This window comes from Pseudomonas sp. PA-6-3C, assembly GCF_021605825.1.
In the GTDB taxonomy this organism is placed as follows: Bacteria; Pseudomonadota; Gammaproteobacteria; order Pseudomonadales; family Pseudomonadaceae; genus Aquipseudomonas; species Aquipseudomonas edaphica.
Map to the genome: position 1 here is coordinate 252,682 of NZ_WKDV01000002.1, position 22,856 is coordinate 275,537.

General features: G+C 61.5%; 23 protein-coding genes. 13 read left to right on the forward strand and 10 right to left on the reverse strand.

Annotation, left to right across the window (positions count from 1 at the left end):
* Nucleotides 1-46 precede the first annotated feature (46 nt).
* Complete coding sequence (locus GIW48_RS02950) at nucleotides 47-604, forward strand: DNA-3-methyladenine glycosylase I (protein ID WP_017135140.1); 558 nt, start codon at nucleotides 47-49, stop codon at nucleotides 602-604.
* 40 nt (nucleotides 605-644) lie between these two features.
* Entirely contained in the window at nucleotides 645-1,532 is an 888-nt protein-coding gene (locus tag GIW48_RS02955) for a lysophospholipid acyltransferase (RefSeq protein WP_017135141.1), read from the forward strand.
* A 188-nt stretch (nucleotides 1,533-1,720) separates the two neighbouring features.
* Here GIW48_RS02955 and GIW48_RS02960 read toward each other — a convergent pair whose 3' ends face one another.
* The 5 genes from GIW48_RS02960 to def form a co-directional block, all read right to left on the reverse strand.
* Nucleotides 1,721-2,032: a tetratricopeptide repeat protein gene (locus GIW48_RS02960; RefSeq protein ID WP_065932011.1), complete on the reverse strand. Its 312-nt coding sequence runs from the start codon at nucleotides 2,030-2,032 to the stop codon at nucleotides 1,721-1,723.
* A gap of 141 nt (nucleotides 2,033-2,173) precedes the next feature.
* Nucleotides 2,174-3,547 carry a Trk system potassium transporter TrkA gene (gene trkA, locus GIW48_RS02965; protein ID WP_099550193.1) on the reverse strand — a complete coding sequence of 458 codons (1,374 nt, stop codon included), beginning with the start codon at nucleotides 3,545-3,547 and terminating at the stop codon, nucleotides 2,174-2,176.
* 21 nt (nucleotides 3,548-3,568) lie between these two features.
* Nucleotides 3,569-4,879 carry a 16S rRNA (cytosine(967)-C(5))-methyltransferase RsmB gene (gene rsmB / locus GIW48_RS02970; RefSeq protein ID WP_169987931.1) on the reverse strand — a complete coding sequence of 437 codons (1,311 nt, stop codon included), beginning with the start codon at nucleotides 4,877-4,879 and terminating at the stop codon, nucleotides 3,569-3,571.
* On the reverse strand, nucleotides 4,876-5,829 hold the full coding sequence (gene fmt / locus GIW48_RS02975) for a methionyl-tRNA formyltransferase (protein WP_017135145.1): 954 nt from the start codon (nucleotides 5,827-5,829) through the stop codon (nucleotides 4,876-4,878). Before fmt ends, rsmB begins: the two co-directional genes overlap by 4 nt.
* Before the next feature lie 69 nt (nucleotides 5,830-5,898).
* Nucleotides 5,899-6,405 (reverse strand): peptide deformylase, encoded by a 507-nt coding sequence (def, locus tag GIW48_RS02980; RefSeq protein ID WP_017135146.1) that lies wholly within the window; start codon nucleotides 6,403-6,405, stop codon nucleotides 5,899-5,901.
* A 135-nt stretch (nucleotides 6,406-6,540) separates the two neighbouring features.
* Here def and GIW48_RS02985 point away from each other — a divergent pair, with 135 nt between their 5' ends.
* From GIW48_RS02985 to GIW48_RS02995, 3 genes are all read left to right on the forward strand, one after another.
* Entirely contained in the window at nucleotides 6,541-7,308 is a 768-nt protein-coding gene (locus GIW48_RS02985; protein ID WP_017135147.1) for a hypothetical protein, read from the forward strand.
* Nucleotides 7,309-7,371: 63 nt separating this feature from the next.
* A complete protein-coding gene (gene dprA / locus GIW48_RS02990) occupies nucleotides 7,372-8,475 on the forward strand; it encodes a DNA-processing protein DprA (RefSeq protein WP_236461745.1) in 1,104 nt (367 codons plus the stop codon).
* A gap of 58 nt (nucleotides 8,476-8,533) precedes the next feature.
* Nucleotides 8,534-9,091 (forward strand): L-threonylcarbamoyladenylate synthase, encoded by a 558-nt coding sequence (locus GIW48_RS02995; protein WP_017135149.1) that lies wholly within the window; start codon nucleotides 8,534-8,536, stop codon nucleotides 9,089-9,091.
* A 114-nt stretch (nucleotides 9,092-9,205) separates the two neighbouring features.
* Here the strand turns inward: GIW48_RS02995 and GIW48_RS03000 are convergent, their stop codons facing one another.
* Nucleotides 9,206-10,183 (reverse strand): NADPH:quinone reductase, encoded by a 978-nt coding sequence (locus GIW48_RS03000; protein ID WP_017135150.1) that lies wholly within the window; start codon nucleotides 10,181-10,183, stop codon nucleotides 9,206-9,208.
* A 159-nt stretch (nucleotides 10,184-10,342) separates the two neighbouring features.
* Here GIW48_RS03000 and hemF point away from each other — a divergent pair, with 159 nt between their 5' ends.
* The gene (gene hemF / locus GIW48_RS03005; protein WP_017135151.1) at nucleotides 10,343-11,275 is read left to right on the forward strand and encodes an oxygen-dependent coproporphyrinogen oxidase; all 933 of its coding nucleotides are present in this window, start codon (nucleotides 10,343-10,345) and stop codon (nucleotides 11,273-11,275) included.
* Nucleotides 11,275-12,099: a shikimate dehydrogenase gene (aroE, locus tag GIW48_RS03010; protein WP_236445639.1), complete on the forward strand. Its 825-nt coding sequence runs from the start codon at nucleotides 11,275-11,277 to the stop codon at nucleotides 12,097-12,099. Before hemF ends, aroE begins: the two co-directional genes overlap by 1 nt.
* Nucleotides 12,100-12,225: 126 nt before the next feature.
* On the opposite strand, the gene GIW48_RS03015 is transcribed toward aroE, so the two are convergent.
* From GIW48_RS03015 to betC, 3 genes are all read right to left on the reverse strand, one after another.
* Entirely contained in the window at nucleotides 12,226-13,794 is a 1,569-nt protein-coding gene (locus GIW48_RS03015) for a SulP family inorganic anion transporter (protein WP_236461747.1), read from the reverse strand.
* A 96-nt stretch (nucleotides 13,795-13,890) separates the two neighbouring features.
* Nucleotides 13,891-14,805, reverse strand: coding sequence for a choline ABC transporter substrate-binding protein (gene choX / locus GIW48_RS03020; protein ID WP_138453765.1), 915 nt, complete (start codon nucleotides 14,803-14,805; stop codon nucleotides 13,891-13,893).
* 18 nt (nucleotides 14,806-14,823) lie between these two features.
* Nucleotides 14,824-16,338, reverse strand: a complete 1,515-nt coding sequence (betC, locus tag GIW48_RS03025) for a choline-sulfatase (RefSeq protein WP_236461750.1) — start codon at nucleotides 16,336-16,338, stop codon at nucleotides 14,824-14,826.
* A gap of 103 nt (nucleotides 16,339-16,441) precedes the next feature.
* Here betC and GIW48_RS03030 point away from each other — a divergent pair, with 103 nt between their 5' ends.
* From GIW48_RS03030 to GIW48_RS03055, 6 genes are all read left to right on the forward strand, one after another.
* The gene (locus GIW48_RS03030; protein WP_236461754.1) at nucleotides 16,442-17,392 is read left to right on the forward strand and encodes a choline sulfate utilization transcriptional regulator; all 951 of its coding nucleotides are present in this window, start codon (nucleotides 16,442-16,444) and stop codon (nucleotides 17,390-17,392) included.
* Between the two features lie 30 nt (nucleotides 17,393-17,422).
* Nucleotides 17,423-17,749, forward strand: a complete 327-nt coding sequence (locus GIW48_RS03035; protein WP_099550184.1) for a DOPA 4,5-dioxygenase family protein — start codon at nucleotides 17,423-17,425, stop codon at nucleotides 17,747-17,749.
* 161 nt (nucleotides 17,750-17,910) lie between these two features.
* Complete coding sequence (locus GIW48_RS03040) at nucleotides 17,911-18,870, forward strand: 2-dehydro-3-deoxygalactonokinase (RefSeq protein ID WP_017137929.1); 960 nt, start codon at nucleotides 17,911-17,913, stop codon at nucleotides 18,868-18,870.
* Between the two features lies 1 nt (nucleotide 18,871).
* Nucleotides 18,872-19,492, forward strand: coding sequence for a 2-dehydro-3-deoxy-6-phosphogalactonate aldolase (locus GIW48_RS03045; RefSeq protein ID WP_236461758.1), 621 nt, complete (start codon nucleotides 18,872-18,874; stop codon nucleotides 19,490-19,492).
* A gap of 48 nt (nucleotides 19,493-19,540) precedes the next feature.
* On the forward strand, nucleotides 19,541-20,689 hold the full coding sequence (gene dgoD, locus GIW48_RS03050) for a galactonate dehydratase (RefSeq protein WP_236461762.1): 1,149 nt from the start codon (nucleotides 19,541-19,543) through the stop codon (nucleotides 20,687-20,689).
* 159 nt (nucleotides 20,690-20,848) lie between these two features.
* A complete protein-coding gene (locus GIW48_RS03055; protein ID WP_236461764.1) occupies nucleotides 20,849-22,153 on the forward strand; it encodes an MFS transporter in 1,305 nt (434 codons plus the stop codon).
* Nucleotides 22,154-22,365: 212 nt separating this feature from the next.
* On the opposite strand, the gene GIW48_RS03060 is transcribed toward GIW48_RS03055, so the two are convergent.
* Nucleotides 22,366-22,809 (reverse strand): anti-virulence regulator CigR family protein, encoded by a 444-nt coding sequence (locus GIW48_RS03060; RefSeq protein WP_017137925.1) that lies wholly within the window; start codon nucleotides 22,807-22,809, stop codon nucleotides 22,366-22,368.
* Nucleotides 22,810-22,856: the final 47 nt, after the last annotated feature.

The following is a 22,856-nucleotide window of genomic DNA, read 5'->3' on the forward strand; positions in this document are numbered from 1 at the left end:
GCGGGAGTATACCCGATTCGGCCCTGCCACCACTCCCTGGAGCCTTATGCCACGCTGCTTTTGGTGTTCTGAAGATCCGCTGTACATGGCTTATCACGATCAGGAGTGGGGAACGCCGCTGCGCGATGCGCAGGGTTTGTTCGAGTTGCTTTTGCTCGAAGGGTTCCAGGCGGGCCTGTCCTGGATCACCGTTTTACGCAAACGCGAGCATTATCGAAAGGTCTTGTTCGGCTTTGATGCGCAGCGTTTGGCCAGGCTGACCGATGCTGAAATCGAAGCACTGATGCTCGATCCAGGCATCGTGCGTAACCGCCTAAAGCTCAACGCCACCCGCCGCAACGCCGCCGCCTGGCTGGCGCTGGAAGATCCGGTGGGGTTGCTCTGGTCCTTTGTTGGCGGCGTGCCCAAGGTCAATCACTTTACCGATCGCAGCCAAGTCCCGGCGATTACCCCCGAGGCTGAAGCCATGAGTAAAGCGTTGAAAAAAGCCGGTTTCACCTTCGTCGGCCCGACCATCTGCTACGCGTTCATGCAGGCCTCGGGCATGGTCATGGACCACACTCAGGACTGCGACCGTTACGCGGACTTGGCCAACGCCGGTTAGAATGCCCGCTTTGCGCACCACACACGATCAGGAGTGACCTGTGGAAAAGTTTAAAGGCGCCTTGCTGGTAGGCGCTCTTCGGTTGTTTGCCCTGCTGCCCTGGCGCGCTGTCCAGGCCGTCGGCACGGCGATTGGCTGGATCATGTGGAAAACCCCCAACCGCTCCCGCGACACGGTGCGGATCAACCTCTCTAAATGCTTCCCGGACATGGACCCGGCCGCCCGCGAGCGTCTGGTGGGCCAAAGCCTGATGGACATCGGCAAGTCGCTGACCGAAAGCGCTTGCGCCTGGATCTGGCCGGCACAGCGTTCCATCGACCTGGTGCGCGAAGTCGAAGGCCTGGAAGTGCTGCATGAGGCATTGGCCTCAGGCAAAGGCGTGGTTGGCATCACCAGCCACCTGGGCAACTGGGAAGTGTTGAACCACTTCTATTGCAACCAGTGCAAACCGATCATTTTCTACCGCCCGCCCAAGCTCAAGGCGGTGGATGAGTTGCTGCAAAAACAGCGGGTGCAGTTGGGTAACCGCGTGGCGGCGTCCACCAAGGAAGGCATCCTCAGTGTGATCAAGGAAGTGCGCAAAGGTGGTCAGGTGGGTATTCCGGCTGACCCGGAGCCGGCGGAATCTGCGGGCATCTTCGTGCCGTTTTTCGCCACCCAGGCGCTGACCAGCAAGTTTGTGCCGAACATGCTCGCAGGCCACAAGGCTGTTGGCGTGTTCCTGCATGCCCTGAGGCTGCCGGACGGTTCGGGTTACAAAGTGATTCTGGAAGCAGCGCCGGAAGATATGTACAGCACCGACACGGCTACCTCCTGCGCGGCGATGAGCAAGGTGGTGGAGCGTTATGTCGGCGCCTACCCGAGCCAGTACATGTGGAGCATGAAGCGCTTCAAGAAACGCCCGCCGGGTGAAGAGCGCTGGTACTGACCACGTGATCGTTCCCACGCTCCGCGTGGGAACGCCGCCTGTGACGCTCCGCGTCACGGTTTTAAGGGCAGGCGCAGAGCGCCCAGGGCTGCATTCCCACGCAGAGCGTGGGAACGATCATAAACTCGGTTTTTCAGCCATACCGAGGTGATGCTATCGCAGGCAAGCCAGCTCCCACAGGGATCAATTCAGGCCAGGCGATCGAGTTTCTTCAGGAACACCGTCATCTCTTTTTCAGCCTGTTTGTCGCCATGTGCCAGGGCTGCTTCTATGCCCTTTTCCCAAGCTAACCGTGCTGCAGCGTTATCACCCTGCCCTTGCTGAGCCTTGCCCAACAGCTTCCACGCCGCCGAATACTTCGGGTCGAACTCGACGCATTTCTGCAAATGCTCGGCCGCCTTGGCGTTGTCCTTCAAGTCCAGATAACCCTTGCCCAAGCCAAAGCGCAGCAATGAATTATCCACACCCTTGGCGAGCATTTTTTCCAGGGATTCGAGCATTTATTATCACCTTGAGCGAAAAAAGGCTGTTGTGGCGAGGGAGCTTGCTCCCGTTGGATTGCGCAGCAGTCCCCCAACATTTTGCGAGCGCTTCGCACTCGAGCGGGAGCAAGCTCCCTCGCCACAATGAAATATTCCTGCCTAGAAAAAACTCAGCCCCACGTGAAACAGCTTCTCCACATCGCGAATGTGCTTTTTATCCACAAGGAACAGAATCACATGGTCACCCGTAGCGATCATCGTGTCGTCATGGGCGATGATCACTTCTTCATCACGAATAATCGCACCAATGGTGGTGCCCGGCGGCAGGCCGATATCGCGGATCGCCTTGCCGATCACTTTGCTCGACTTTGAATCACCATGGGCAATCGCCTCGATGGCTTCCGCCGCGCCCCGGCGCAGGGAGTGCACGCTGACGATATCGCCACGGCGCACGTGGGCCAGCAAGGTGCCGATGGTGGCCAACTGCGGGCTGATGGCGATGTCGATGTCGCCACCCTGGATCAGGTCGACGTAGGCCGGGTTGTTGATGATGGTCATCACCTTCTTCGCCCCCAGCCGCTTGGCCAGCAACGAGGACATGATGTTGGCCTCGTCGTCGTTGGTCAGGGCCAGGAAGATATCGGCGTCGGCGATGTTTTCTTCCATCAGCAGGTCACGGTCCGAGGCGCTGCCTTGCAGGACCACGGTGCTGTCGAGGGTGTCGGACAAATGCCGGCAGCGTGCCGGGTTCATCTCGATGATCTTCACCTGGTAGCGGCTTTCGATGGCCTCGGCCAAGCGCTCGCCGATCTGCCCGCCGCCAGCGATGACGATGCGTTTGTAGCTCTCATCGAGTCGACGCATTTCGCTCATCACCGCACGAATATTCGCTTTGGCAGCGATGAAAAACACTTCGTCGTCCGCTTCGATCACCGTATCGCCCTGGGGCAGGATCGGCCGGTCGCGACGGAAAATCGCCGCCACGCGGGTTTCCACATTCGGCATGTGTTCGCGCAGTTGGCGCAGTTGCTGGCCCACCAGCGGACCGCCGTAATAAGCCTTTACCGCCACCAGTTGCGCCTTGCCTTCGGCAAAGTCGATGACCTGCAAGGCACCGGGAATTTCGATCAGGCGCTTGATGTAGTGGGTCACTACCTGTTCGGGGCTGATCAGCACATCCACCGGAATCGCATCGTTGTCGAACAGACCGGCGCGGGTCAGGTAGGCGGCTTCGCGCACGCGGGCGATCTTGGTGGGCGTGTGGAACAGGGTATGGGCGACTTGGCAGGCGACCATGTTGGTCTCGTCACTGTTGGTCACCGCCACCAGCATATCGGCATCGTCGGCACCGGCCTGGCGCAGCACCGTCGGGAATGACGCACGGCCTTGCACGGTACGGATGTCCAGGCGGTCGCCCAGGTTGCGCAGGCGCTCGCTGTCGGTGTCGACCACGGTGATGTCGTTGGCTTCGCTGGCCAAATGCTCGGCCAGCGTGCCGCCGACCTGCCCTGCACCAAGGATGATGATTTTCATCCGGTCACTCCCTTAAACCCATTAGCCGCGTGCGGCAGCAATCTTGATCAGTTTGGCGTAATAGAAGCCATCGTGTCCGCCTTCCTGCGCGAGCAGTTGGCGGCCGTGGGGCTGCTTGATACCGGCCGCCGTGGCGAGGTCCAGCTCCCGCGCGCCACTGGTACGGGCGAGGAAGGCTTGGATCACCTCGGTATTTTCTGTCGGCAGCGTGGAGCACGTGGCGTAGAGCAGGATGCCGCCGACTTCCAGCGTTGGCCACATTGCATCGAGCAGTTCGCCTTGCAGCACGGCCAGGGCGGCGATGTCGTCGGGTTGGCGGGTGAGCTTGATATCCGGGTGACGGCGGATCACGCCAGTGGCGGAACATGGCGCGTCGAGCAGGATGCGCTGGAACGGCTTGCCGTCCCACCACGTGGCGGTGTCGCGGCCGTCGGCGGCGATCAGCTCGGCGCTCAGGCCCAGGCGTGCAAGGTTTTCACGCACGCGCACAAGGCGCTTGGCTTCCAGGTCGACGGCGACTACACCGGCCAGGTCTTTTTCGACTTCCAGAATGTGACACGTCTTACCGCCCGGCGCGCAGCAGGCGTCCAGTACGCGTTGGCCTGGGGCCAGGTCGAGCAGGTCGGCGGCCAATTGTGCGGCTTCGTCCTGCACGCTGATCCAGCCTTCGGCAAAGCCCGGCAGGCTGCGCACGTCGGTGGCCGCTTCCAGCACGATGCCGTCGACGCTGTACACGCACGGCGCGGCGCTGATGCCGGCACCGGTGAGCAATTGCAGGTAGGCGTCACGGCTGTGGTGGCGACGGTTGACCCGCAAAATCATCGGCGGGTGCGCATTGTTGGCGGCGCAAATGGCTTCCCATTGCTCGGGCCAGAAGGCTTTCAGGGATTTTTGCAGCCAGCGCGGGTGCGCTGTGCGCACCACCGGGTCATGTTCCAGCTCGGCCAGCAGCGCTTCGCTTTCACGCTGGGCGCGACGCAGTACGGCATTGAGCAAGGCCTTGGCCCACGGCTTCTTCAGCTTGTCGGCGCAGCCGACGGTTTCACCGATGGCGGCGTGAGCCGGCACGCGGGTGTAGAGCAACTGATAAAGGCCCACCAGCAGCAGCGCCTCTACATCGGCGTCGGCGGCCTTGAACGGCTTTTGCAGCAGCTTGGCCGCCAGGGCCGACAAGCGCGGCTGCCAGCGGGCGGTGCCAAAGGCCAGGTCCTGGGTGAAACCGCGATCACGGTCTTCAACCTTGTCCATTTGTGTAGGCAACGAACTGTTCAGCGAAGCCTTGCCGTTGAGTACGGCAGCGAGCGCCTTGGCGGCGGCCAGACGCGGGTTCATTGAGCGACCGCCCCGAGAACCGTGCCCAAGGCAAATTTCTCACGACGGCTGTTGAACAAGTCGCTGAAATTAAGCGCCTTGCCGCCGGGCAATTGCAGGCGGGTCAGGCACAGCGCCTGTTCACCGCAGGCGACCAACAGGCCGTCCTTGCTGGCGCCGATGATTTCACCCGGAGCACCTTTGCCATCCACTAAGGTGGCGGCCAGCACTTTCAACGCTTCGCCATTGAGGGTGCTGTGGCAGATCGGCCACGGGTTGAAGGCACGCACCAGGCGTTCCAGCTCAACGGCCGGGAGGTTCCAGTCGATACGCGCTTCGTCTTTATTCAGTTTGTGTGCGTAGGTGGCGAGGCTGTCGTCCTGTACTTCGCCTTCCAGCGTGCCGGCCGCCAGGCCAGCGATGGCCTGGATCACGGCGGGCGGGCCAAGTTCGGCCAAGCGGTCGTGCAGGCTGCCGCCCGTGTCTTCAGCCGTGATTGGGGTGGCAACCTTGAGCAGCATCGGGCCGGTATCCAGACCCGCCTCCATGCGCATCACGGTCACACCGCTTTCAAGGTCACCGGCTTCGACGGCGCGCTGGATCGGCGCCGCACCGCGCCAACGCGGCAGCAACGAAGCGTGGCTGTTGATGCAGCCCAGGCGCGGGATATCCAGCACCGCTTGAGGCAGGATCAAACCGTAAGCCACTACCACCAGCAAGTCGGGCTTCAACGCCGCCAGTTCCGCCTGGGCATCGGCGTTGCGCAGGGTTGGCGGTTGCAGCACAGGGATGTTGTGTTCAAGCGCCAACTGCTTGACCGGGCTTGGCATCAGTTTTTGCCCGCGACCGGCCGGGCGATCCGGCTGGGTGTACACCGCCACGATGTCATAAGGGCTGGCAAGCAGCGCCTTGAGGTGTTCGGCAGCGAATTCGGGAGTGCCGGCAAAAACAATGCGCAGTGGCTCGGTCATGGGAGTTCTCGGTTAAAAACAGTCACAAAAGAAAAAGGCTTGCCGCAGCAAGCCTTTGGAAGAAGGGCATCAAGCTTGCTGGCGATGCTTTTTTTCCAGCTTCTTCTTGATCCGGTCGCGTTTAAGCGTGGACAGGTAATCAACAAACAGCTTGCCGTTGAGGTGGTCGCATTCATGCTGAATGCACACTGCCAGCAAGCCTTCGGCGATCAGTTCGTAGGGCTTGCCGTCACGGTCCAGGGCCTTGATCTTCACGCGCAGCGGGCGTTCGACGTTCTCGTAGAACTCCGGCACTGACAGGCAGCCTTCCTGGTATTCGCCCATCTCTTCGGTCAGCGGTTCGAACTCGGGGTTGATAAACACCCGCGGCTCGCTGCGATCTTCCGACAGGTCCATGACCACGACGCGCTGATGCACGTTGACCTGGGTCGCGGCGAGGCCGATGCCCGGGGCTTCATACATTGTTTCAAACATGTCATCGACCAACTGACGAACCTTGTCGTCCACTACGGCCACCGGTTTGGCGATCGTGCGCAGGCGCGAGTCGGGAAATTCGAGGATGTTCAAAATAGCCATAAGCGTAATTGCTGCACATGTGAGGTAGAGGCAAATCGGCGTTGGGATGGACCCAGACCGCCGGTGTGAAAGGTTCGAAAGCCGCTAAGGCTCTGGCATTTCACGCGAACGCACATAATAAAGGAGATTGACCCCATGAGGAAATCGCTACTCGTCTTGCTGTTGTGGGCGCCGCTCGCCATGGCCCTGGTTTCCCAGCCCGGCCCGCGCCTGGAACAGGCGACGCAACAGGCCATCCGCCACTTCTTGCTGCACAACCGCATTTTCGATACACCCCAGGACCTGGACAACGCCCCTTACATTGTTGCCGCCGACGCGGGGCGAGTCCTGGGCGCCAACGGTGAGCGCGTGCATGCCCGCGGTGACCTGGACCCGGCCCAGCCGGACTATGGGATCTTTCGTCGCGGCAAAACCTACACCGACCCGCAAACCCAGGAGCTGCTGGGCATCAATGCCGACGACATCGGCAGCGCACGCTTTGTATTGGCGGGCGACCTCAGCACCCTGGCCGTGCAAAGGGTGACCCAGGAAGTGCGCCCAGGCGACCGCTTGCTGCGTGCCGAACCGCCCGTCGAATGGGCTAACCGGGAGCCTGCGACTTTCATCGAAGGGCACATTATCGATATTCCCAAGGGTGTCACCCAGATCGGCGTAATGGATGCCGTGACCTTGAACAAGGGCCGCCGTGACGGTCTGGCCGAAGGCCACCTGCTCACGGTGATCAAGGCCGGCGTGAGCGTACGCGACAGCCTCTCTGGCGCCCCGGCCCAACTCCCCGATGAAGATGCCGGCACGCTGCTGGTGTTTCGCACCTACGAAAAACTCAGTTATGGCCTGGTGCTCAGAGCCTCGCGTTCACTCGCGGTCATGGATCGATTCGAGACTGCCCGACAAACGCAATAAATAGCCTGCTAAATAAGTTACCAACAGAGTTATCCACAGCTTGTTCAGATCAAGGACGATCAAATGTATCCGACAAACAGCCCTGAAATTTCCCCTGCAGAACTGGAAGCCCGACTACGCTTGCACAGGCTGCCGGAACTGGGCCCCAAGCGTTTTCGTGTATTGATTGACGCATTTGGTTCTGCCTCCAAGGCCATCAGCGCCCCGGCGAGTGCCTGGCGTTCTCTCGGGTTGCCACCCATTAGCGCCGATGCCAGGCGCAGCCCTGAAATTCGAGATGGCGCCAGTGATGCGCTCGCATGGTTGGAGCGCCCGGCCCAGCATTTACTGATGTGGGACCAGCCTGAGTACCCTGCGTTACTGGCGCAGATCGACGATGCACCGCCGTTATTATTCGTTGCCGGCGAGCCAAACATTCTCGAAAAACCGCAGTTGGCCATGGTCGGCAGTCGCCGTGCATCACGCCCTGGGATGGACACTGCCACCGCCTTTTCGCGCAGCCTGGCAAGCGCCGGTTTTGTCATCACCAGTGGCTTGGCCTTGGGCATCGACGGTGCTGCGCACCAAGCGGCATTAGATGTCGGGGGGCAGACAATCGGCGTGCTCGGCACCGGCCTCGAAAATTTTTATCCACAACGCCACCGCCAGCTCGCCGCCGCGATGATTGCCCAGGGCAGCGCGGTGGTTTCCGAGTTTCCGCTGGACGCCGCGCCCCAGGCCGCCAACTTTCCAAGGCGCAACCGGATCATCAGCGGCCTGTCGCTGGGGGTGCTGGTGGTGGAAGCCAGCATGGCCAGTGGTTCGCTGATCACCGCCAAGCTTGCCGCCGAGCAAGGGCGTGAGGTGTATGCGATTCCGGGCTCCATTCATCATCCGGGCGCCAAGGGCTGCCATCAGTTGATTCGCGACGGTGCGACGCTGGTGGAGTCCATCGAGCACATCCTGGACGGCTTGCGCGGTTGGCAGGCGTTGTCCCGCCCGGCGCCGATGCCGGTCACCCATCCGCTGGTGGCGCTGTTGCACGCGGCGCCCCTCACCAGCGAGGCCTTGGCGATTGCCAGCGGGCGGCCGTTGTCCCACATACTGGCGGCGCTTACCGAGCTTGAGCTTGAGGGCCAGGTGATCTGCGAAAGCGGGCGCTGGCTTGCGCGCGGCCCGCTTATGTAATTAGTTTTTGCAAAGAACATCGGTAAACTGCCCAGAGCTTTAGTCCGGAGAGTGAGCAATGGTCAACAGGTGGCGTGTGCTGGAAGCCGCACGAGAAATTCGCGCAGGCGCGGTGATTGCCTATCCGACCGAAGCGGTCTGGGGCCTGGGCTGCGACCCGTGGAATGAAGACGCGGTGGACCGGCTGCTGGCGATCAAGAATCGCTCGGTCGACAAGGGGCTGATCCTGGTGGCGGACAATATCCGTCAGTTCGATTTTCTGTTTGAAGACTTCCCGGACACCTGGATCGACCGCATGGCCAGCACCTGGCCGGGGCCGAATACCTGGCTGGTGCCGCATCAGGGCATGTTGCCGGAATGGGTGACCGGTGTGCATGACACCGTGGCGCTGCGGGTCAGCGATCATCCGTTGGTTAGGGATTTATGCGCGCAGGTGGGGCCGTTGATCTCTACCTCAGCCAACCCGCAAGGCCGCCCGGCGGCGCGTACGCGCATTCGCGTGGAGCAGTATTTCCGTGGCCAAGTGGATTTGGTGCTGGGTGGTGCCCTGGGTGGGCGCAAGAACCCCAGCCTGATTCGCGATTTGGCGACGGGTGAGGTAGTGCGGCCGTCTTGAGACCGAGGCGCGGCCATCGCGGGCAAGCCCGGCTCCCACAGGGGAGTGCATTCCAAATGTGGGAGCGGGCTTGCCCGCGATGGGGCCCTTACAAACGCGGAAGATCTTAGAGACTTATGGCAGCAAAATGGTCGACCCGGTCGTCCTGCGCCCCGACAACTCCGTCTGCGCCTTCGCCGCATCCGCCAGCGCAAACCGCTGGTTGATATCAATACGCACCTTGCCGCTCTTGATCATCGAGAACAGATCATCGGCCATCGCCTGCAAGTCTTTCGGGTTGCTGGCGTAAGTCGCCAGTGTCGGCCGAGTGACATACAACGAGCCCTTCGCCGCCAGAATCCCCAGGTTCACGCCATCCACCGCGCCCGACGCATTGCCGAAACTCACCACTAAACCCCGTGGCGCCACGCTGTCCAGCGAGGTCAGCCAGGTATCTTTGCCAACGCCGTCGTACACCACCGGGACTTTTTTGCCGTCGGTCAATTCCAGCACGCGCTGTGCGACGTTTTCCTTGCTGTAGTCGATGGTTTCCCAGGCGCCGAGGGATTTGGCCAGTGCGGCTTTTTCCGGTGAGCTCACCGTGCCGATCAGCTTCACGCCCAGCGCCTTGGCCCATTGGCAGGCCAGGGAGCCCACGCCACCGGCAGCGGCGTGGAACAGAATGGTTTCGCCACCCTTCAACTCGTAGGTCTGACGCAGCAGGTACTGCACGGTCAGGCCCTTGAGCATCGCGCCAGCCGCCTGTTCGAAGCTGATAGCGTCGGGCAAGTGCACCAGGTTGGCGGCAGGCAACACATGCAGTTGGCTGTACGCACCCAGTGGGCCACTGCCGTAGGCCACGCGGTCACCGACCTTGAACTGCGTGACCTCGCTGCCAACCGCATCCACCACGCCAGCGCCTTCTGCGCCAAGGCCCGATGGCAAGGCTGGCGGCGCATACAGGCCGCTGCGGAAATAGGTGTCGATGAAGTTCAGGCCGATGGCCTCGTTCCGTACACGAACCTGCTGTGGCCCAGGTTCTGCCGGGGTGTAGTCCACATACTCAAGCACTTCGGGGCCACCATGGGCGCTGAACTGGATACGTTTGGCCATCTGCACTTCTCCTGAGGTCGAATCGCGTAGCCCCCTATCCCACTCCTAAGCTTGATCTTCGTCAACTGCGGCGCGGTCGGGTGCAGTGGTATCCTGTGCGCCCATTTGCCGCCGACGCCCAATGGCCTCGCGTAGCTTTGCCCGATTCAAGGTGATGCCATGACTACCCGCACCGAGGCTGTAAAGGCCTACCTGCTTGACCTGCAAGACCGCATTTGCAGTGCCCTGGAAACCTTCGAGACGGACACTCGCTTTATCGAAGACGCCTGGACCCGGCCTGCCGGCGGCGGCGGTCGCACCCGTGTGATCGAAAACGGTTCGGTGATCGAAAAAGGCGGCGTCAACTTTTCCCACGTCTTCGGCAGTGGCCTGCCACCGTCCGCCAGCGCGCATCGCCCGGAACTGGCTGGGCGTGGCTTTGAAGCCCTCGGCGTGTCGCTGGTGATCCACCCGCACAACCCGCATGTGCCGACGTCCCACGCCAACGTGCGCTTTTTCATCGCCGAAAAAGACGGCGAAGAGCCGGTGTGGTGGTTCGGTGGCGGCTTCGACCTCACGCCCTACTACGGCAATGAAGAAGACTGCATCCACTGGCATCGCGTGGCCGAGCAGGCCTGTGCGCCGTTTGGCGCGGATGTGTATTCGCGCTACAAGGCCTGGTGCGACACCTACTTCCATATCAAGCACCGCAACGAACCGCGCGGCATCGGCGGCCTGTTCTTCGATGACTTGAACGAGTGGGGCTTTGACACCTGCTTCGCCTTCATCCGTGCCATCGGCGATGCCTACATCGACGCCTACCTGCCGATCGTGCAGCGTCGCAAGGCCATGGCTTACACCGAGCAGCAGCGCCAATTCCAGGAATTCCGTCGTGGCCGCTACGTCGAATTCAACCTGGTCTACGACCGGGGCACCCTGTTCGGCCTGCAATCGGGCGGGCGTACCGAGTCGATCCTGATGTCGCTGCCGCCGCAAGTACGCTGGAGCTACGACTGGAAAGCCGAAGCCGACAGCGAAGAAGCGCGCCTCACTGATTACTACCTGCAAGACCGCGACTGGTTGGGCCTTGCTGCGCCCAAGGCGGCTGTCTGATGGACCGTTATGTGGTGTTCGGCAACCCCATTGGCCACAGCAAGTCGCCGTTGATTCACCGCATGTTCGCCGAGCAGACCGGTGAGCAACTGGACTACAGCACCCTGCTCGCGCCGCTGGAGGATTTCACCGGCTGTGCCCGTGAGTTCTTTGCACAAGGCCGTGGCGCCAACGTCACCGTGCCGTTCAAGGAAGACGCCTACCGCCTGGCCAACAGCTTGACCGAACGCGCCCAGCGCGCAGGCGCTGTGAACACCCTGAGCAAGCTTGCCGACGGCACCTTGCTGGGCGACAACACCGACGGCGCCGGCCTGGTGCGCGACCTCACGGTGAACGCCGGGCTTAGCCTGCAAGGCAAACGCATCCTGCTGCTGGGCGCCGGTGGCGCCGTACGCGGGGCGTTGGAGCCATTACTGGCTGAGCAACCTGCGTCGCTGATCATCGCCAACCGCACCGTTGAAAAAGCCGAACTGCTTGCCGAGCTGTTCGACGATTTGGGGCCGGTGTCGGCCAGCGGTTTCGATTGGCTGCGTGAGCCGGTGGACGTGATCATCAATGCCACGTCTGCCAGCCTGTCAGGCGATGTACCGCCGATTGCCGGCAGCCTGATCGAACCGGGCAAGACCTTTTGCTACGACATGATGTACGCCAAGGAGCCAACAGCGTTCTGTCGCTGGGCTGCTGAGCAAGGCGCGGCGGTGGCGATGGATGGTTTGGGCATGTTGGTGGAGCAGGCAGCAGAAGCCTTCTTCCTGTGGCGCGGCGTGCGCCCGCAGTCGGCGCCGGTGTTGGCTGAGTTGCGACGGCAGTTGGCTGCGGCATAAATCTGAATGTGAACACGGTCAAAATGTGGGAGCTGGCTTGCCTGCGATGGCGGTGTATCAGATACAGATGTGCTGGCTGATTCACCGCCATCGCAGGCAAGCCAGCTCCCACAGTTTTAACCGTGTTTATTCTTCAAAATGGATGGGGCATTTATCGGCCCCTTCCAGCTTTTTCAGTTCCTCGACGACTTGCGGCCGCGCCCGGCGCAACGTCAGGCTACGCCCCATACCCGCCAACCGCCGCGCCTCCTGGTGCAGCATCTCCACCCCGGAATAGTCGATAAAGTTAATTTGCTGCGCCTCGATCACCACCCGCTCGCCCTGCAGGCTTTGCAGCCGCACTTGCAGGTAATGGCTGGCGCCGAAGAAGATCGAACCGCCTACCCGCAACACATCCTCATCACCGTCGCGCCATTGCTGAACCCGCGGCTGTGAGGTGCGTTTGAGGTAGAAAAACAACGATGCCAGCACGCCCGCGTAAATCGCCGTTTGCAGCTCCAGCAGCAAGGTCGCGACGCCGGTCAGGCTCATCACCACAAACTCGGCGCGGCTGACGCGGAACAGCGCGCGAATGCCACGATGATCCACCAGGCCCCAGCAAATCAGCAGGATGCTTGCGGCCATGCTCGGGATCGGGATGTGCGCGATCAAGGCCGCGCCAAATAACGCAAACAATGCCACCCAGAGCGCGGAAAACACGCCCGCCAACGGCGAGCAGGCGCCTGCTTCATAGCTGAGGCCGGAGCGGGTGAAGGAGCCGGCCGACAAGTACCCGGAGAAAAAGCCGCCGACGATATTGGATAAACCCTGCGCACGGACTTCCTGATTGGCGTCGAGCAATTGCTGTGAACGCGCCGACAACGAGCGCGCAATCGACAGGCTGGTGACCAGCCCAAGCATGCCCACCGCCACGGCGCTGGGCAGCAGGCGCAGAAGTATATCCAGGTCCATCGGCAGCGGGCTGAACGGTGGCAGTTTGCCGATAAACGAACTCACCCGCGCCACATGCCCGAACATCGCCGGCCAAAGCCACGCCACCAGGCTGCCAAGTGTCAGGGCAATCAACAGTGTTGGCCAACGCGGGACCAGGTATTTGAGCAGCGCGCCCACCAGCAAGGTGCCCAGGCCCAGCGCCAGTGAGGCGTGGTCCCATTCACCGGCATGGTCCACCAGTGCCAGCAAGCTATTGATCGCCGTGGCCTGGCTGGGCAAATCCAGCCCCAGCAAGTTGGGCAATTGCCCCAAGGCAATCACCACGGCAGCGCCCAGAGTGAAACCCAGCACCACCGAATGCGAGACGAAATTCACCAGCGCGCCGAAGCGCAGCATGCCCAGCAGCCACTGGAACACACCGGCGAGGAATGTGAGCAACAGGATCAGCGTGATGTAGTCCTGCGAGCCAGGCACGGCCAGCGGACTGACGCTGGCGTACAGGACGACGGAAATCGCCGCCGTCGGGCCGCAGATCAGGTGCCAGGAGGAGCCCCACAGGCAGGCGATCAAGACGGGGATGATGGCGGCATACAGGCCGTATTCGGGTGGGAGCCCGGCGATCAGCGCGTAGGCAATGGACTGCGGCAAGGCGAGCACGGCGCCGCTGAGCCCGACAATCGCGTCCCGGCCGACGCTGGCGCGGGTTTGGCGCGGCAGCCAGCCAAGGAAGGGGAAGAGAGTGTGGCGGTTGGGCCGGGGCATCGCAGACTCGGTAGAAAGGTTTAGCTCAGAGTATCAGTACACCTAAGTCTCTGTGGGAGCAGGCAAGCCAGCTCCCACAGGGATGCGCGGCGGCCCTTAGAGTTTGGCTTTTACGGCAGACAGTGCGTCTTTACCGTCGAGGGTTTTTACGCCATCCAGCCATGTGTCCAGTACCGCCGGGTTGGCTTTGATCCACGCTTTTGCCGCGTCGGCATTGCTGACTTTATTGTTGGCCACCTGGGCCATGATGCTGTTCTCCATCTCCTGGGTAAAACTCAGGTTGGTCAGCAATTTTCCTACGTTCGGGCAGGCCTGGGCATAACCCTTGCGGGTCAAGGTATACACGCTGCCGGTGTCACCAAAATATTTCTCGCCGCCTTTGAGGTAATGCATTTTCAACTGCACGTTCATCGGGTGCGGCGTCCAGCCGAGGAAGGTCACGAACTTCTGCTTTTTCACCGCCCGCGACACTTCGGCCAGCATCGCCTGCTCGCTCGACTCGATCAGCTTCCACTGGCCCAGGTCGAAGTCATTCTTCTTGATGATCTCCTGCAGCGAGATGTTCGCCGGCGCGCCGGAGCCAATGCCGTAGATCTTCTTGTCGAACTTGTCGGCAAATTTGTTCAGGTCGGCAAAATCATGCACACCGGCGTCCCACACATAGTCCGGCACGGCGAGGGTGAATTCGGTGCCGTCGAGGTTTTTCGCCAGTTGCACCACATCGCCATTGGCCACGAACTTGTCGTAGAAACCCTGCTGCGCCGGCATCCAGTTGCCCAGGAACACATCCACCTGGCCATCCTTGAGCCCGCCAAACGTGATCGGCACCGCCAGGGTGTCGACCTTGGCCTTGTAGCCCATGCCGTTCAACAGGAAACCGGTGATGGCATTGGTGGCGGCGATATCGCTCCAGCCTGGATCGGCCATTTTTACCGTTTCGCAGCTAGCGTCTGCGTACACATTGGCGCTGCCCAGCACCAACATACTCAGTACCACGGTCAACTTTTGCATGGCCTTCCCTCTGTCTATTTATTGGTTTTGGCAGGGTTGTGGATAACGTGCCTTGCGCTCCAGGTCGTCGAGGTCGATATGGTTGCGCATGTATTGCTGACTGGCGTCCACCAGTGGCTGGTGATCCCAGCTCTTCAGCTTGCCTTGGGTCAGTGCCTCGAACACCAGGCGGCGACGGCGTTGGCTGGCGAGCACCTGCTGGTGGATCGCCGGGATGTCCCATTTGGCCCGCGCCTCATTCAAAAACGCCTCGAACAGTGGCCGGTGTTCCGGTGACTGGCTGAGGTCTTCCCGTTCATGCGGGTCGTTGTGTACATCGAACAGTAGACAAGGGTCGTCTTCGCTGTAGATGAATTTGTAGGCGCCGCGCCGAATCATCATCAGTGGGCTGATGGTGCCTTCGGCCATGTATTCGCCAAACACTTCGTCGTGCCCGCCCTGCTCTTGCAGGTGCGGGACCAGCGAGCGGCCGTCCAGCGCCAGGCGCGGGTCCAACTCGCCGCCGGCCAGTTCCACCAGGGTGGGCAGCAGGTCGGCGGTGGACACGGCGTTGCTCACGCGGCCCGCCGCAAACTGGCCTGGCGCACTCACCAGCAGCGGTACGCGGGCGGCCATTTCAAACCAGTGCATTTTGTACCAGAGGCCACGCTCGCCAAGCATGTCGCCGTGGTCGCCGGAGAAGATGATGATCGTGTCGTCGGCCAGGCCGGTGTCTTCCAGGGTTTGCAGGAGTTTGCCGACGTTGCTGTCGATATAGCTGCACGCGCCGAAATACGCGCGGCGCGCATCGCGGATCTTGTCCACAGGCAGCGGCTTGCCCCACAGGTCGTAAACCTTGAGCAGGCGCTGGGAGTGCGGGTCGAGATCGCCTTGCGCGGGGGTTGCCGGCATTGGGATGTCGTTGTCGTCGTACAGGTCCCAGAACGGCTTGGGAATGGTGTACGGGTCGTGTGGGTGCGTCATCGACACGGTGAGGCAGAACGGCTGGTTGCCGTCTTCACGGATATGGTCAAACAGATACTGCTGGGCCTTGAACACCACCTCTTCGTCGAAATCCAGCTGATTGGTGCGCACGCACGGCCCGGCTTGCAGCACCGACGACATGTTGTGGTACCAGGTGGGACGCACGTCCGGTTCATCCCAGTTCACCGCCCAGCCATAGTCGGCTGGGTAGATGTCGCTGGTCAGGCGTTCTTCATAGCCGTGCAACTGATCTGGCCCGCAGAAATGCATCTTGCCCGACAGTGCCGTGCGGTAACCGAGGCGGCGCAGGTAGTGGGCATAAGTGGGTACATCGGCGGGGAAATCGGCGGCGTTGTCGTAGGCGCCAATCTTGCTCGGCAACTGGCCGCTGACCAGGGTGAAACGCGAAGGCGCGCACAGCGGGCTATTGCAGTAGGCGGCGTCAAACACCACGCCCTGTGCAGCCAGGCGGCTCAGGTTCGGCAACTTGATCGGGGAAGGTCCGTAGAACGGCAGCATCGGCGCGGCCATTTGATCGGCCATGATGAAAAGAATGTTCTTGCGCTTCATGATCTATCGGCATTCCATAGGCGGTGTTTATGCGAATGAGCATGCAGCCCATGGAAAATGGGGTAAAGCCCATGGAAAGCAATGTCTAGGATAAGCACAGCTTATGTATGAAGCCCTCGGTGATCTGTCCCTCGACCTGCTGCGTGCCTTTGAAGCCGCGGCGCGCCATCGCAGCTTTACCGCCGCCGCGATGGAGTTGGGCACTACGCAGCCGGCCATCAGCCAGCAGATCAAGCGCCTTGAAGAGCAACTGGCGATCCGCCTGTTCGATCGCATCTACCGAGGCATCGAACTGACGGATGCGGGCGCGCTGCTCTTCGAGCATGTGCAAGGCGGTATGCAAACCATCAACCAGGGCCTCAGCGCAATCACCCAGCAGGACCAGCACGAAGTGCTGCAAGTGGCCACCGACTTCGCTTTCGCCGCCTACTGGTTGATGCCGCGCCTGCATCGCTTTCACCAGGCCAACCCGCAGGTGGATGTGAGCCTGGTGACCAGCGAACGCAACCACGCGACTTTGCGCAGCGATATCGACGTGGCGGTGTTGTTTGGCGATGGTCGTTTCAAGCAGGGCGAGAGCTTGTGGCTGTTCAACGAGGAAGTGTTTCCGGTGTGCAGCCCGCAGTGGCTCAAGGCTCAATCCACGCCACTGACGGTGCAAAATCTGCACGATTACCCGCTGCTGCACCTGCGCCAGGAAAACAACAGCCAGTGGTTCGACTGGAGCGGCGTGTTTCGTGAGTTAGGCATCACCACGGCGCCCACGCCTGGGCAATTGCGCTTCGACAATTACACCCTGCTGATCCAGGCGGCGATTGCCGGGCAGGGCGTGGCCATCGGTTGGCGGCACTTGGTGGATAACCTGCTGGAACAGAACTGGCTGTGCCGGCCGATCAATGACACGGTGATCTCGCGCTTCGGTTATTACGTGGTGCAGCCCCAGCGCAAACGCCGGGGGCAATTGGTCGAGCGCTTTGTCGATTGGCTGGTGGCCGAGCAAGCCAGCAGCGCGCAGTCGTTGACCGGGCTGGCCCTGCCGTCGATTGCGGTCTAGGATCGGCGCATATTGGATCCGGATTTCGCCATGCAACGTATCAAGGGCTACCACGCCCATATCTACTTCGACGCCAGCACCATCGACCAGGCGCGCAAGCTCTGCGAGGACGCAGCCACGCTGTTCCCGCTGAGCATGGGCCGTGTACACGAAAAGCCGGTCGGCCCCCACCCGGACTGGAGCTGCCAGCTGGCATTCGAGCCGGAATACATCGGCGTGGTGTTGCCCTGGCTGGCGCTGCATCGCGATGGGTTGGTGGTGTTCCTGCACCCGGATACCGGTGATGACCTGAAAGATCACACCGATTACGCGATCTGGATGGGCGCGATGCGTGAGCTGAACCTGTCTATTTTTTAACCACTGCTGCACCTGATCCCATCACCCTGAGCAAAGGCGATGGGATTTTTATTACAAAAACCCAATATATGGGACCGTTATTTATATATTGAGATATCGCCAGTCATAGGTTTATATTCGCCCATCAGCTTTTTCAGCACCCACTCATTTCAGGTGAAGCGATGCAGGCGCAATTGATCGCGCTCGACTGGGGGACCAGCTCCCTTCGTGCTTACAAACTCGGCCCGGCTGGCTGTGTGCTCGAACAGCGCGCGTTGGCGTTCGGCATCATGCACCTGCCCAGCGAACCCCGGGTCATTGCTGGCGTGCTGTGCAGTGACGGCTTTGAGTTGGCGTTCGATGCGGCCTGCGGCGACTGGCTCGACGCGCAGCCCGGCCTGCCTGTGATTGCCTGCGGCATGGTCGGCAGCGCCCAAGGCTGGAGCGAAGCGGCCTATCGGCAAACGCCCGTCGACGTCGCCAGCCTCGGCCAGGCCTTGCACCCTGTGCGCAGCCTGCGCGGGGTGCAGGTGCATATTGTGCCGGGTGTGATCGAGCGGGTCGGCTTGCCCAATGTGATGCGTGGCGAAGAAACTCAAGTGCTGGGTGTGCTGCAAGGCCTGGGCGCCGACGTGTTGATCGGCCTGCCGGGCAGCCATTCCAAATGGGTCGAGGTGGTTGAAGGCTGCATCACCCACTTCGACACGTTCATGACCGGCGAGCTGTTTGCGGTACTCAGTAAACACAGCATTCTCGGGCGTACCCAGCAACAGTCCGAAAAATTCCAGGTCGCGGCGTTTGATCGTGGCGTCCACGTGGCGCTGTCAAACGACGGCCAGCGCGGCGTGCTGTCGACCTTGTTCAGCGCTCGTACCCTGGGGTTGACCGGCGAACTGGCGCCAGACGAGCAGCCCGATTATCTGTCCGGCCTGCTGATTGGCCACGAACTCGCCGGCTTGCCGCAGCAGGCCAACCACAAGCCTATCGTCCTGGTCGGCGCTGCCGACCTCTGCGCCCGCTACCAACGCGCCCTTGCCCTCTGCGGCTTCGCCCACGTCAGCCTCGCGCAGGAAGCCACCGCGCGCGGCCTGTGGCAGTTGGCCGTCGCTGCTGGGCTCACTCAACCTGTACAGGAGGCCTGACATGCTCAAGCAAGCACTCGCACACAACGGTTTGATCGCAATTTTGCGCGGCGTGCGACCGGATGAAGCGCAGGCGATTGGCCAGGTGCTCTATGAGGCCGGTTTTCGCGTGATCGAAGTGCCACTGAATTCGCCGGACCCTTACACCAGCATCCGCACCCTGCGCGACACCTTGCCCGCCGATTGCCTGATCGGCGCGGGCACCGTGTTGACCCCGGAACAGGTTGAGCAGGTCAAAGCCGCCGGCGGCCAAGTGATTGTCATGCCCCACAGCGATGCCAAGGTATTGCGTGCCGCCAAAGCGGCGGGGCTGTTCCTGTCGCCGGGTGTGGCGACGCCGACCGAAGCCTTCGCCGCGCTGGCCGAAGGCGCAGATGTTTTGAAGCTGTTCCCGGCCGAGCAAATGGGCCCGGCGGTGATCAAGGCGTGGCTGGCGGTATTGCCGACCGGCACCTTACTGCTGCCGGTGGGCGGCGTGACCCCAGGCAACATGCAGGTGTATTTCGACGCTGGCGCCAAGGGCTTTGGCCTGGGTTCCGGGTTGTTCAAACCGGGCATGTCGGTGGACCAAGTGGCGAGCAATGCCCAGGCCTATGTCGCGGCCTGGAACGCGCTTAACTGAACTCAAGGTTTGCGCCCCTGGCGCTGCATCGATAAGAGAGATAAGAAGATGAAAATCACCAAACTGACCACCTTTATCGTCCCGCCGCGCTGGTGCTTCCTCAAGGTCGAGACCGACCAGGGCGTGACCGGTTGGGGTGAGCCTGTGGTGGAGGGCCGCGCCCACACCGTGGCCGCCGCCGTTGAAGAACTTTCCGACTATTTGATCGGCAAAGACCCACGCAATATCGAAGATATCTGGACCGTGCTCTATCGCGGCGGCTTTTACCGTGGCGGCGCGGTGCACATGAGTGCCCTCGCCGGTATCGACCAGGCGCTGTGGGACATCAAGGGCAAGGCGCTCGGCGTGTCGGTCAGCGACCTGTTGGGTGGCCAGGTGCGTGACAAGATCCGCGTGTATTCCTGGATCGGCGGCGACCGCCCCGCCGACACCGCCCGTGCCGCCAAAGAGGCCGTGGCCCGTGGCTTCACCGCCGTGAAAATGAATGGCACCGAAGAATTGCAGTTCGTCGACAGCTTCGAGAAAGTCGACCTGGCATTGGCCAACGTTGCCGCCGTGCGCGATGCGGTCGGGCCTAACGTCGGCATCGGCGTCGACTTCCATGGCCGCGTGCACAAGCCCATGGCCAAGGTGCTGATGAAAGAGCTGGACCCGTACAAGCTGATGTTTATCGAAGAGCCGGTGCTCAGCGAAAACTACGAAGCGCTCAAAGAACTGGCGCCGTTGACCAGTACGCCGATTGCCCTGGGCGAGCGGCTGTTTTCCCGTTGGGACTTCAAGCGTGTGCTCAGCGACGGTTATGTCGACATCATCCAACCGGACGCGTCCCACGCTGGCGGCATCACCGAAACCCGCAAGATCGCCAACATGGCCGAAGCCTACGACGTGGCCCTGGCCCTGCACTGCCCGCTGGGTCCGATTGCCCTGGCGGCGTGCCTGCAATTGGACGCGGTTTGCTACAACGCGTTTATTCAGGAGCAAAGCCTGGGTATTCACTACAACGAGAGCAACGACCTGCTCGATTACGTGCGCGATCCAGGCGTGTTCGACTATGACAAAGGCTTCGTGAAGATCCCCAACGGGCCGGGCCTGGGCATTGAGATCAACGAGGAATACGTGATCGAACGCGCCGCCATCGGCCACCGCTGGCGTAACCCGATCTGGCGGCATGCCGACGGCAGCTTTGCCGAGTGGTGATTGCTTACTGAAGGAACCGGATCAACTGTGGGAGCTGGCTTGCCTGCGATAGCGGTCCGCCTGTGCCAGATCAGTTAGCTGATGCACCGCCATCGCAGGCAAGCCAGCTCCCACAATGACCGCGCCCCGTCCTCAATAAACATAAGAAGAGGCAACCCCATGCACCCTGAATCCTTCACCGGGCAGGCTTCTCTCGTCACGCCTAGCAGAAAGCGTTTCTTCATCATGGTGCTGCTGTTTATCACCGTGGTGATCAACTACCTCGACCGCAGCAACCTGTCGATTGCCGCCCCGGCACTGACCAGCGAACTGGGGATCGACCCGGTGCATGTCGGGCTGATCTTCTCCGCGTTCGGCTGGACCTACGCCGCCATGCAGATTCCCGGCGGCTGGCTGGTGGACCGCGTGCCGCCGCGCATTCTCTACACGGCTGCCCTGCTGTTGTGGTCTATCGCCACGGTAATGCTGGGGTTTGCGGCCAGCTTTATCGCGCTGTTTGTGCTGCGCATGGCCGTCGGCGCCCTGGAAGCACCGGCCTATCCGATTAACAGCCGCGTGGTCACCACTTGGTTCCCCGAGCGTGAGCGTGCCACCGCGATTGGCGTTTACACCTCCGGGCAGTTTGTCGGGCTGGCGTTCCTCACGCCGGTGCTGGCCTGGCTGCAACACGCGTTTGGCTGGCACATGGTGTTTGTCGCCACCGGTGGCGTCGGCATCCTGTGGGCGTTGATCTGGTACGCGGTGTACCGCGAGCCGAAAGATTTCAAAGGCGCCAACGCGGCAGAAATCGAGCTGATCCGCGAGGGCGGCGGCCTGGTGGATATGCAGGCGAAAGCGGTCAAGGCGCCGTTCAGTTGGGTCGACCTCGGGATAGTGCTGAGCAAGCGCAAGCTGTGGGGCATCTACCTGGGGCAGTTCTGCCTGAACTCGACGCTGTGGTTTTTTCTGACGTGGTTCCCGACCTACCTGGTGAAATATCGCGGCATGGACTTCATCAAGTCCGGCCTGCTGGCCTCGCTGCCATTCCTCGCTGCGTTTATCGGCGTGCTGTGTTCTGGGGTTTTTTCTGATTGGCTGATTCGCCGGGGTACGTCGGTAGGGTTTGCGCGCAAGCTGCCGATCATTGGTGGGTTGCTGATTTCCACGGCGATCATCGGCGCCAACTATGTGGACTCGACGGCCTGGGTGATTGCGTTTCTGGCGCTGGCGTTCTTTGGCAATGGCCTGGCATCGATCACCTGGTCATTGGTGTCGACCCTGGCGCCGGCGCGGTTGTTGGGGTTGACGGGTGGGGTGTTTAACTTCATCGGTAACTTGTCGGCGATTACCACGCCGATAGTGATTGGCTTTCTGGCCAGTGGGGATTCGTTTGCGCCAGCGATTACCTATATCGCGGTGCTGGCATTGCTGGGGGCGCTGTCCTACGTGTTGCTGGTGGGCAAGGTCGAGCGCATCGAGCTGTAAATCCATTGTTTGAGTGGACCGAAACCCTGTGGCGAGCGGGCTTGTTGTGGCGAGCGGGCTTGCCCCGCGTTGGGCAGCGCAGCAGCCCCAATAAGGCCACTGCGTTTTTTCCTGATGAAACCGCGTTGTCTGGTTTTAGGGGCGCTTCGCACCCCAACGCGGGGCAATCCCGCTCGCCACAACAGCTCGCCCGCCACAAAAGCTTTGCTGGGCTAGTAGAGGGCGCCATCCAGGATTTGATAGACGATGCTGGTGCCGATGGCGATCAACACGATATCGCCGCCGGAACGACGCCATTCATACCCTGGGTATTGCGGCAGATGGGCCAAGGCGCGGTTGTCGAGGCGTTCGCCGTAGTAGTTGCGTGGCAGCGGTTGGCCCCGCACCAGGCGCACGCCAGGAGGTGGTGGCGCGCCACGGCGGAAGTCGTTGTGGTTGTCACGGATCACCTGGCGCACGGGGCCGAAGTCCTGTGGCGGGCCACGACGGTTATCCTGCGGGCCGCGATGGTCGTCGCCGCGTTGCTCGTACTGGCCTTGCGGGCCGCCACGGCCTGGGCCATCGCCGCGTTGGTCGGGCGGCGCGGCCTGCGCCAGGGCACTTGCGCCGAGCATCAACACGCCAAGACCTGCGATCAAGCGTTTAGGCATTTTCATGGGGGCTTTCCTCAGTACTGCACGAACAAAAAAGGGATTTCGAACGA